Genomic DNA, 9,494 nt, shown 5'->3' on the forward strand with positions numbered 1-9,494 from the left:
GCTAGGTGGGTAGCTATCAGCGAAAAATCCCACCTTACTCCCGTCAAAGCCCCACCCCACAAGCCTGAGATTTTTTCGTGAAGATTGCCACCTGGAACGTCAACTCCCTCAAAGTCCGCCAACAGCATGTGGTCGACTGGCTCGAAACCAGCGGCACCGATGTACTGTGCCTCCAGGAACTGAAGCTGCCGGACGAAAAATTCCCGCGCGCCGAACTCGAAGAGAAAGGCTACCGCAGCTGGTTCGCCGGCCAGAAGACTTATAACGGCGTCGGCATTCTGGTGCGCGGCGGCCTGACGGTCGACGAAGGCAGCATCGTGCGGAATATTCCGGGCTTTGAAGATCCGCAGCAACGCGTGATTGCCGCGACCATCGAAGGCGTGCGCATCATCTCCGCGTATTTCCCCAACGGCCAGGCGCCGGGCACCGACAAGTTCGCGTACAAACTGCGCTGGCTTGCTGCGCTGCACGACTGGATCGCGAGCGAGATGGCTGTACATCCGAAGCTTGCACTGCTCGGCGACTACAACATCGCGCCGGAAGACCGCGACGTGCACGATCCGAAAGCGTGGGAAGGCCAGAATCTGGTGTCGCCCGAAGAACGCGCGGAGTTCGTGCGGCTGGTCGAACTCGGTCTCGTCGATGCATTCCGCCAGTTCGAGCAGCCGGAAAAGATCTACTCGTGGTGGGACTACCGGATGATGGCGTTCCGTCGCAACGCGGGGCTGCGCATCGACCATATCCTGCTGTCGAAGGCGCTGGCTGACGTATGTTCGTCGTGCGACGTCGACAAGGCGCCGCGCAAGTGGGACCAGCCGTCGGACCACGCGCCGGTCGTCGCGCAGCTCGGCTGATCTTTCCTCACGACGTCAGGCCTGCGTCGAACGGCTCAACGTACGCCACAGGAACTCGAACACCATCGCATCGTGCTCGGCCTGCTCCAACTCGTCGGAGCCGCCATGCCCGCCTTCCGTGTTCTCCCGATACCAGACGTGGTCGGCACCCAGCGCCTGCATGCGCGCGGCCATCTTGCGCGCGTGGCCGGGATGCACACGGTCGTCGGCCGTCGATGTGGTGAACAGCACAGGCGGATACGCAACGTTCGCCGACACGCGGTGATACGGCGAGTAAGCGGCCAGCATGCCCGCTTCATCGGGTTCGTCGGGATCGCCGTATTCGTCGATCCATGACGCGCCCGCGTGCAGCAAGTGATAGCGGCTCATGTCGAGCAAGGGCACCTCGCACACCACGGCGCCGAACAGCTCGGGTCGCTGCACCATGCACGCCGCCACCAGCAAACCGCCATTGCTGCCACCCTGAATACCGAGTTGCGCGGCGCTCGTCACGCCCGTCTCGATGAGCGCTTCGGCCACCGCGATGAAATCGTCGAACGCGCGTTGGCGATGCTCGCCTTGCGCCGCCGTATGCCAGCGCGTGCCGAACTCGCCGCCGCCGCGAATATGCGCGACCACGTACACGCCACCGCGCGCCAGCCAGCCGATGCCCTGCCCCGTCAGGTAGCTCGGCAGCAAGGGAATTGCAAAACCGCCGTAGCCGTTGAGCAGGCATGGACGCGCGTGTTGTTGCTCGGCGCGCGGGCCGATCACCGTGTACGGCACGCGCGTGCCGTCCGCGGAAACTGCGTGGCCACGCGTGACGCCGAACTGCGTTGCGTCGAATTGCGTCGGCCAGCGGTCGAGCAACTCCCATTCGCTCAGATCGTCACGGGCGAGATCGGCGAGCCAGTACGCAGGCGGCTGCAGATAGTCGTCGGTATCGACGAACACTTCGTCGTCGAGCGTCGGCTCCACCGGCGAGACGTCGGCTTGCGCATCCTCGCGCGTTGGAAAGACGCGTTGCTGCCAATGCCACGCCTGATCGTCGCCTTGCGACGGCGTCAACAGCAAGGTCTTGCTCTGCACGTCCTCCAGGTACGACACGATCAGGTGGTTGCGCGTATGCGTCCACTCGCAGGCCGAAGTTTGCGGCGTCGGCGTGAATAGCGGCTGCACGTCGCGCTCGCCGCGCAGGAACGCGTCTTCGCGGATCGCCAGCAAGGCGCCGCCCGGATAGGACACGCCATTGCAATCCCAGTCGAGCCGCGGTTCGAACAACAGCCAGTCTTGCCAGCCGCTCACCGCGACATGCGACGGCACCTCGTAGCGGCGCCAGGCGTCGACGGCACCATCGGCATCATCGAGGTAGTACGTGTGCGAATCGAAAAAATCGACGCTGCTCACCACCGTGTGCCGTTGCTCGACCGGATCGTAGTGCCCCTCCACGCCGATGTCGCCGAACGCGCCCTTGAACACCACCGGCGCGTCGGCGAGCGCGGTGCCGCACGTCCAGCGTCGCACTTCGCGGGGATAACCGGAGCGCGTCAACGTCTTGCGGCCGTTATCCCAGCCGACGTAAAGTGTGTCCCGATCGATCCACGACGCCGTGTGCTTGCCGGCCTTCGCGATCACGAAGCCGTCGTCGACAAAACGTCGCGCGTCGATGTCGAACTCGCGCACCACGAGCGCATCCGAACCACCGGGCGACAGTGTGATCAGCGCGCGGTCGCCATCGGGATAGAGAATGTCGAGTTCGACACAGACCCAAGGCGTGCCCTCGGCAGCACCGAGCGCGTCGAAGTCGAGCAGGTTCTGCCACTCCGGTTTGCCGCCGCGCCATGCCGCCCACGTCGTGCGCCGCCAGATGCCCTTGGGATTGCGCTCGTCCTGCCACAGGTCGTAAGCCCACTCCTTCCAGCGATCGGGAATCACCGGACGCTCGCGCGGCAGATAGGCGTCGGCAAGCCGTTGCCTGAGCGACTCGAATTCCGCGCTGTTGCACCACGCGGCGCGCGTGCGGGCGTTCTGCTGTTCGACCCACGCGAGCGCGTCAGGGTCGTGGAGCGCTTCGAGCGACAGGAAGGGATCGGGAGAAAGCGGCCAGGAGAAAGGAGCGGGAGAAGCGGGCATCGTCAGCTGTCGAATGAAAACAGCGTCGATTATGCCTTGTGGGAGCCCGTGACTCGTTTTACAGGCGAATGAGCGGAGCGACGCGCGCGCCGCCCCGCTCTACAACGCGATACTCAGGGCTCGAGGTTGAGTTCCTGAATCTTGCGCGTAATCGTATTACGGCCAATGCCGAGACGCTCCGCTGCTTCGACCTTGCGTCCACGCGTGAAGTCGAGCGCTTCGCGAATCACGGCGGCTTCGAACCGGCGCGCGAGTTCGTCCATGACGTCCGCCGCATTCTCGCGCAACATCCGCGCGACTTCGGTGCGCAAGCCGCCTTCCCAGGCGCTGACGGTGTTCGCGACCGGCATGCCGCCCGCCGCGGCCGGATGCGCCGCGGCGCTCGTGCCGTTGACCGGCACGCCGCCTGCGAGCCCCGCATCTCCTGTCCCAATCGCACCGCCACCGCCGGCCAGATCGGTCACGCCGGCTTGCGCGGGGCCGAGATCAGGCGGCAAGTCCTTGATCTCGATGGTCTGCGCCGGCGCCATCACCGTGAGCCAGTTGGCGAGGTTCTCCAACTGACGCACATTGCCCGGAAACGGCAACGACGCGAGATAAGCCAGCGCTTCTTCAGACACGCGCTTCGGCTCGACACCAAGGTCGCGCGCACTCTTTTGCAGGAAGTGCCGCGTGAGCAGCGGAATGTCCTCACTGCGCTCGCGCAAGGCCGGCAAGCGCAGGCGGATCACATTGAGCCGGTGATACAAGTCCTCGCGGAACAGACCCTGACGCACGCGCGATTCGAGATTCTGGTGCGTCGCCGCGATCACGCGCACATTGGCGCGCAACGGATTGTGGCCACCGACGCGATAGAACTGCCCGTCCGACAGCACGCGCAACAGACGCGTCTGCAAATCGAACGGCATGTCGCCGATTTCGTCGAGAAACAGCGTGCCGTTCTCGGCCTGTTCGAAGCGGCCCTGGCGCATGGCCTGCGCGCCGGTAAACGCACCCCGCTCGTGGCCGAACAATTCGGATTCCAACAGATCCTTCGGAATCGCCGCGGTGTTCAGCGCGATGAAGGGACCGTTCGCGCGTGGGCTATGTCGGTGCAACGCACGCGCGACCAGTTCCTTCCCGGTGCCTGATTCGCCGGTAATGAGCACGGTTGCCGCGGAATGGGACAAGCGGCCGATCGCGCGGAACATGTCCTGCATCGCCGGCGCCTGGCCGAGCATTTCCGGTGCTTCGGTAACGCGCTCGTCCCACGTCTGTTCGCCGCGCATGCTTTCGTCCACGGCACGGCGAATCAGTTCGACCGCCTTGTCGACGTCGAACGGTTTGGCGAGGTATTCGAACGCGCCGCCCTGGAATGCGGCGACCGCGCTATCCAGATCCGAGAACGCCGTCATGATGATGACGGGCAAGCCCGGCACCTTGTCACGTACGGTTTGCAGCAGTTCGAGGCCGGAGCCGCCGGGCATCCTGATGTCGGACACCAGCACCTGCGGGCTGTCGTGGTCGAGCGCGGCCGACGCCTCGCGCACGTTCGCGAAGCTGCGGGTCGCGAAGTTTTCGCGGGCCAGTGCTTTTTCGAGCACCCAGCGAATCGATTGATCGTCGTCTACTATCCAGATCGGCTTCATATGGGTCGGTTAGAAGTCTCAAGAGTGCCCCCAAACCTGTCGCTTCGCGGCAGGCCCCCCGAAGGGGAGTGAGAAAACGTGGGCGGCCCGGCGTTTTCTCACGAGGCATTGGTGTTAGCAGTCGAGCGGCAGCAGAATCTGAAACTCGGTGTGGCCCGGGCGGCTATCTACTTCGATCAAACCGTCGTGCTGTTGCACGAAAGTCTGCGCGAGCGTCAGTCCGAGACCACTACCGTCCTCGCGCCCCGACACGAGCGGATAGAAAATGCGGTCACGGATTTCTTCGGGAATGCCTGGGCCGTTGTCAGTGATATGCAAGTCCAGTGCCAGCTTACATAAGCGTTTCGACACCGTAATCTTGCGCGCAATGCGAGTGCGCAATTCGATCCGCGCATCGCCTTGAGAAATACGTTCGCGCAACGCTTCAGCCGCGTTGCGCACGATGTTCAGGAGCGCCTGGATCAACTGCTCCTTGTCGCCGCGCAGGTCCGGCACGCTCACGTCGTAATCGCGTTCGATGGTGAGGCCGCGCGGAAACTCCGCGAGAATCACCTGGCGCACGCGCTCGCACACTTCGTGGATATTCACGTCGCCGACGATATGCGGATGGCGGTGCGGCTCGAGCAGCCGGTCGACCAGCGTTTGCAGCCGGTCCGATTCCTTGATGATGACCTGCGTGTACTCGCGCAACTCGTCGCGCTGACGCTCGCCGAGTTCGAACTCGAGCAGTTGCGCCGCGCCGCGAATCCCGCCGAGCGGATTCTTGATCTCGTGCGCGAGATTGCGGATCAGTTGCTTGTTGACCGCCGTGAGGTCGTTGATGCGCTCCTCGCGGTCGGTGCGTAAATGCCGCTCGTTTTCGAACAGTTCGAGCAGCACATAGTCTTGCGCGCCTTCCAGGAAGCCGACGATCGCATGCACATGCAGCGGCTCGTGGCCCGGACGTTCGAGCACGGCGTCCAGATGCGTCGCGTGAAAACGGTGGGCGGCGATCGCGGAAATGGTCGCGACCAGTTCGTCGGCATTCGAGAAGATGTCCGGCCATGCCATCTGCGTCAGTTGCCGGCGCGAGAGGTCCAGCATCGACTCCGCCGACGGGTTCGCAAACGCGACGCGCAGCGTGCGCTTTTCGAGCACCAGCACGACCGTCGGCAACGCCTCGAAGCCCGGCAGTAAACCGGAACTGACGAGCTGAGCGTCGTCCGAGAGCGCCTGCTCGTGCCCTTTCCTTGCCTTGATCAGATTCTTGAGAACCATCTTGCAGTCTGGCCGATAGGAGATGGTGATAAACCGGTGATGCGCTTTTTGTGTTGCTCTTTGCCCATTGCCCGCGAGCCGCAAACGTTGTGCGCGGTCTAACGAAAAAGGGACGGCGCCGCCGTCCCTTCGTGACCGATCGCGAGCGTCGGGCAGAGCACTTCGCCGTGTGAAGGGCGAAGCGCCATTGCCGCTTACAGCGAGTAGTACATTTCGAATTCGATCGGGTGCACCGACTGACGATAGCGTTGCAGCTCGCCCGTCTTCAGTTCGATGTACGCGTCGAGCATCGAATCCGTGAACACGCCACCGCGCGTCAGGAATTCGCGGTCAGCGTCCAGCGCGTCCAGAGCCTGGTCGAGGCCGGCGCACACGGTCGGGATCTTTGCATCCTCTTCCGGCGGCAGGTCGTACAGGTTCTTGTCGGCAGCTTCGCCCGGGTGAATCTTGTTCTGCACGCCGTCCAGACCCGCCATCATCAGCGCGGAGAAGCACAGGTACGGATTCGCCATCGGATCCGGGAAGCGCGTTTCGATACGGCGGCCCTTCGGATTCGACACGTGCGGAATACGGATCGATGCCGAACGGTTGCGAGCCGAGTAAGCCAGCTTGACCGGTGCTTCGAAGTGCGGCACGAGGCGCTTGTACGAGTTCGTCGACGGGTTCGTGATCGCGTTCAGCGCGCGAGCATGCTTGATGATGCCGCCGATGTAGAACAGCGCGAATTCCGACAAACCTGCGTAACCGTTGCCTGCGAACAGGTTCGTGCCGTCTTTCCAGATCGACTGGTGAACGTGCATGCCCGAGCCGTTATCGCCGACCACCGGCTTCGGCATGAACGTTGCCGTCTTGCCGTACGTGTGCGCGACGTTGTGGATGATGTACTTCATTTGCTGCAGCCAGTCGGCGCGTTGCACCAGCGTCGAGAACTTGGTGCCGATCTCGTTCTGGCCTTGGCCCGCGACTTCGTGGTGGTGCACTTCGACCGGAATGCCGATCTGTTCGAGCAACAGACACATTTCCGAACGGATGTCCTGGAACGTGTCGACCGGTGCGACTGGGAAATAGCCGCCCTTCGTGCCCGGACGGTGGCCGGTGTTGCCGCCTTCGAATTCCTTCGCCGACGACCACGGTGCTTCTTCCGAACCGATCTTGATGAAGCAGCCCGATTGATCCGTGTTCCACTGGACCGAATCGAAAATGAAGAATTCCGGTTCCGGACCGAAGAATGCCGTGTCGCCGAGGCCCGTGCTCTTCAGGTAGGCTTCAGCGCGCTTTGCCAGCGAGCGCGGGTCGCGCTCGTAGCCCTTGCCGTCCGCCGGTTCGACGACGTCGCAGGTCAGCACGAGGGTGGATTCTTCGTAGAACGGGTCGATGAAGGCCGTGTTCGCATCCGGGACCAGCAACATGTCCGAGGCTTCGATGCCCTTCCAGCCGGCAATCGAAGAACCGTCAAACGCATGGCCGCTTTCGAACTTGTCTTCATCGAATGCCGACACCGGCACCGAAACGTGTTGCTCTTTGCCGCGCGTGTCGGTGAAACGAAAGTCGACAAACTTGACGTCTTCGTCTTTGACGAGTTGCACGACGTCGGCCACGGATTTACTCATAACCTTTTCTCCTGATTAACGAATTCGGCGGATTCAGCCGCCGCCCAATCTAGCTGACCCGTCCCGGCGCGTCCACCCTCAATCGTTGAGGAGGAACATAAAAGTCTGCCTGGACAAATCGATCGGCACCAATAAAGCAGCTTCTGTGCCACGTATGCGCCAACCCGGAGCAGAACCACAGTGCGCGCGCGTTTGCGGGGAATGGGCGCACCGAACGGCATGCAGCCCCGAAATCTTTGGACGATACGTCGCACCAAATACGTGCATTCGCCAAATCGGCAACGGCCAACATTTCTATTTTGGTGCATTTCACGAAACTTGCACCATGTTTGCGCATTCGCCGGATCGCGGCGCACGCCCGTTCGCCGCCGTTCGCGCCACACGTGCGCGCCTCGCGCCGCGCGCTAGAATGATCATTTGGTCCGAAGGAGATTTGCGCTCATGAGCACGCTCGAACAGTTGTACGCCAGCGCGGACAAACGCCGCACCGAGAATCAGTTGCCGTACGCGGGCGCGATATCGCCCGCCGAAGCGTTCGAACTGCTGCAGCTCGATCCGCGCACGCGTCTCGTGGATGTGCGCACCCGCGCCGAACTCGATTGGGTCGGCCGGCCGGTGATCGGCGACGGACAATACGCGCACGTGGAATGGACGCGCTATCCGGGCGCGGTGCCGAATCAGGAATTTCTCGCGCAGTTGAAGCAGGTCGCCACGCCGGATACGCCCGTGCTGTTCCTGTGCCGCAGCGCCGCGCGCTCGAAGCTCGCCGCGATCGCCGCCACGCAGGCCGGTTTCACGAAGGCGTATGACCTGCTGGAAGGCTTCGAAGGCGACAAGGACGGCCAAGGGCATCGGAAGACGGTGTCGGGCTGGTGCTTTCGCGGGTTGCCGTGGATCGGCGCGTGAGTGCGGCGGTTGTGCGGCGCGCGGTTGCCTTGCGGTTGCCTTTCGGTTGCCTTGCGGTTGCCTGATCGCTGCGCGACCGCTGCGTGATATTTGCTTGTCGCCGCGGCTCGTCGACGCCGCCTCAAAACCGCCCATTGAGGCGCGCACGTGAGGACAGGCACATCGTCGGCGCCGAATGTGACAGGCCGATGATCCGCCTCTGCCGCGCTCGGAATCGGCGACGAGCGCGATGAAAAACGGGCGCCGCAGCGCCCGAACCCAGGATAAACGTGCGCCGCGCGAATCAGCCGCGCGGCTTCGCCGCCGCAGCCGCCGCCTCGGGCTCGACGATATCGCCGCCCAGCAGGTGCACGCCTTCCCGCAGCTTGACGAAGGCCGCCGCCACCGCTTCGGGCTCGCCCTTCACGCCCAGATCGATGTGATGCCGCGCGTACACGCCACCGCGTTCCGCATCGCCCACGCTCGGCAGACTGAAGACCCGCACGCCCGGAAAATCGCGTTCGATCTTTTCCATCAGCGGCGTGAGGCGCGACTCCGGCAACTCGAACACCAGCAGCGACTTCTCAGCGTGCGGCATGGCGTGATGCAGATGCGCGTATTGCGTATCCAGCACCCACTCGATCATCGGCCACGCCATCACCGGGAAACCCGGCACGAAGTGATGCTGCCTGATCGAAAAGCCCGGAATCTTGTTGTAGCCGTTCGGAATGATCGACGCGCCCTGCGGATAGGTGCCCATATTCAGGCGATGCCGGTTCTCCGGCGACTCCAGATCGAGCGGCGTGGCCGCGTTCGCCGGATGCATGTCGCGGATGCGCTCCTGAATCAGCTTCGCGGCTTCCGGATGCAGTTCGAGCGGCACGCCGAGCGCGGCCGCCGCGCATTGGCGCGTGTGGTCGTCCGGCGTCGCGCCGATGCCGCCCGTGGAGAACACGATGTCGCCCGAGGCGAACGTGCGCCGCAGCGTCGCGGTGATGCGCTCCGGATCGTCGCCGATATACTCCGCCCAGCCGAGCGACAGCCCACGCGCGCCCAGCAATTCGATGACCTTCGGCAGATGCTTGTCGATACGCCTGCCCGACAGGATTTCATCGCCGATGATGATGACGCCAAATGCCATTGCCGCC

General features: G+C 63.5%; 7 protein-coding genes. 2 read left to right on the plus strand and 5 right to left on the minus strand.

What is annotated here, in order from left to right; genetic code table 11:
* Window positions 1–77 precede the first annotated feature (77 nt).
* Window positions 78–854 (plus strand): exodeoxyribonuclease III, encoded by a 777-nt coding sequence (xth, locus tag P0D80_RS08905; RefSeq protein ID WP_408175836.1) that lies wholly within the window; start codon window positions 78–80, stop codon window positions 852–854.
* Window positions 855–869: 15 nt separating this feature from the next.
* On the opposite strand, the gene P0D80_RS08910 is transcribed toward xth, so the two are convergent.
* The 4 genes from P0D80_RS08910 to glnA form a co-directional block, all read right to left on the minus strand.
* The gene (locus P0D80_RS08910) at window positions 870–2,966 is read right to left on the minus strand and encodes a prolyl oligopeptidase family serine peptidase (protein ID WP_408282963.1); all 2,097 of its coding nucleotides are present in this window, start codon (window positions 2,964–2,966) and stop codon (window positions 870–872) included.
* A 113-nt stretch (window positions 2,967–3,079) separates the two neighbouring features.
* Window positions 3,080–4,594: a nitrogen regulation protein NR(I) gene (ntrC, locus tag P0D80_RS08915; RefSeq protein ID WP_132373809.1), complete on the minus strand. Its 1,515-nt coding sequence runs from the start codon at window positions 4,592–4,594 to the stop codon at window positions 3,080–3,082.
* A 114-nt stretch (window positions 4,595–4,708) separates the two neighbouring features.
* Window positions 4,709–5,851 (minus strand): nitrogen regulation protein NR(II), encoded by a 1,143-nt coding sequence (gene glnL / locus P0D80_RS08920; protein WP_342960366.1) that lies wholly within the window; start codon window positions 5,849–5,851, stop codon window positions 4,709–4,711.
* 194 nt (window positions 5,852–6,045) lie between these two features.
* Window positions 6,046–7,461 (minus strand): type I glutamate--ammonia ligase, encoded by a 1,416-nt coding sequence (gene glnA / locus P0D80_RS08925; protein WP_073427532.1) that lies wholly within the window; start codon window positions 7,459–7,461, stop codon window positions 6,046–6,048.
* Between the two features lie 441 nt (window positions 7,462–7,902).
* Between glnA and P0D80_RS08930 the strand changes: the two genes are divergently transcribed.
* Window positions 7,903–8,367, plus strand: coding sequence for a rhodanese-like domain-containing protein (locus P0D80_RS08930; RefSeq protein WP_012433603.1), 465 nt, complete (start codon window positions 7,903–7,905; stop codon window positions 8,365–8,367).
* 283 nt (window positions 8,368–8,650) lie between these two features.
* Here the strand turns inward: P0D80_RS08930 and P0D80_RS08935 are convergent, their stop codons facing one another.
* The gene (locus P0D80_RS08935; RefSeq protein WP_408175832.1) at window positions 8,651–9,487 is read right to left on the minus strand and encodes a competence/damage-inducible protein A; all 837 of its coding nucleotides are present in this window, start codon (window positions 9,485–9,487) and stop codon (window positions 8,651–8,653) included.
* Window positions 9,488–9,494: the final 7 nt, after the last annotated feature.

Source organism: Paraburkholderia sp. RL17-373-BIF-A (assembly GCF_046030175.1).
Lineage (GTDB): Bacteria > Pseudomonadota > Gammaproteobacteria > Burkholderiales > Burkholderiaceae > Paraburkholderia.

Coding starts and splice junctions, on each gene's coding strand:
- glnA (WP_073427532.1), bottom strand. CDS start 7,461: ATGAGTAAATCCGTGGCCGACGTCGTGCAACTCGTCAAAGACGAAGAC.
- ntrC (WP_132373809.1), bottom strand. CDS start 4,594: ATGAAGCCGATCTGGATAGTAGACGACGATCAATCGATTCGCTGGGTG.
- glnL (WP_342960366.1), bottom strand. CDS start 5,851: ATGGTTCTCAAGAATCTGATCAAGGCAAGGAAAGGGCACGAGCAGGCG.
- P0D80_RS08935 (WP_408175832.1), bottom strand. CDS start 9,487: ATGGCATTTGGCGTCATCATCATCGGCGATGAAATCCTGTCGGGCAGG.
- P0D80_RS08930 (WP_012433603.1), top strand. CDS start 7,903: ATGAGCACGCTCGAACAGTTGTACGCCAGCGCGGACAAACGCCGCACC.
- P0D80_RS08910 (WP_408282963.1), bottom strand. CDS start 2,966: ATGCCCGCTTCTCCCGCTCCTTTCTCCTGGCCGCTTTCTCCCGATCCC.